1 protein-coding gene is annotated in these 804 nt (G+C 74.4%); it reads left to right on the forward strand.

Annotated elements, in window-relative coordinates; translation table 11 throughout:
• Positions 1 to 752, forward strand: a 752-nt coding sequence (locus ACFWJO_RS34990) for a polysaccharide deacetylase family protein (RefSeq protein WP_386871855.1), incomplete at its 5' end; no start/stop codon positions are given.
• Positions 753 to 804: the final 52 nt, after the last annotated feature.

An 804-nucleotide genomic window follows, 5' to 3' on the forward strand; every position in this document is an offset into this window, starting at 1 on the left:
GCGCCGCGCCCTCGGCCGCGCCGTCCGCCCGGCCCACGCCCGGCGCGGCCGGACCGCAGCCCCAGGCCCGGGCCGCGCGGCTGCGGCCCGCCGCCTACCGGCTCCAGCCGATGACCGGCTACGCGCCGCCCGCCTTCCGCCGCGCGATCCCCCCGGTCAGGACCCGGCCCTTCCTCCATCTCACCGGCGTCGGACGCTCGATGGTGCTCACCTTCGACGACGGCCCCGACCCCCGCTACACCCCGGAGATCCTCGCCACCCTGCGCCGCTACGGCTGCCGGGCGATGTTCTTCGTCTGCGGCGAGATGGCCGTCGGCAACCAGGACCTGCTCAAGCAGATGGCCGAGGACGGCCATGTGGTCGGCAACCACTCCTGGTCCCATCCGCTGGTCCCGAAGCTGCGGCCCTCCCGGATCCGCCAGGAGCTCGGCTCCACCAGCGACGTCGTCGAACAGGCCCTGGGCGCACCGCCGTTGTGGTACCGAGCGCCCTACGGGGCCTGGAACAGGCTGTCGTTCGAGATCGGTGCCGAGCTCGGCATGGAGCCGCTGGCGTGGACCGTCGACACCCTCGACTGGAAGGAACCGCCCACCGACAGCATCGTCCGCCGGGTGCTCGACGGCGCGGGGCCGGGCGTGGTCGTCCTCAACCACGATGCCGGCGGCAACCGTTCGCACAGCGTCGCGGCGCTCAAGCGCTACCTGCCCGAACTCCTCGACCTCGGCTACAGCATCACCGTCCCGCGCCGCTGAGCCGGTACGGACACCGGCGGGGGAGGGCGCGCCCCCCGCGCTGGGGGTGGAC

Source organism: Streptomyces sp. NPDC127092 (genome assembly GCF_042722475.1).
GTDB lineage: Bacteria > Actinomycetota > Actinomycetes > Streptomycetales > Streptomycetaceae > Streptomyces.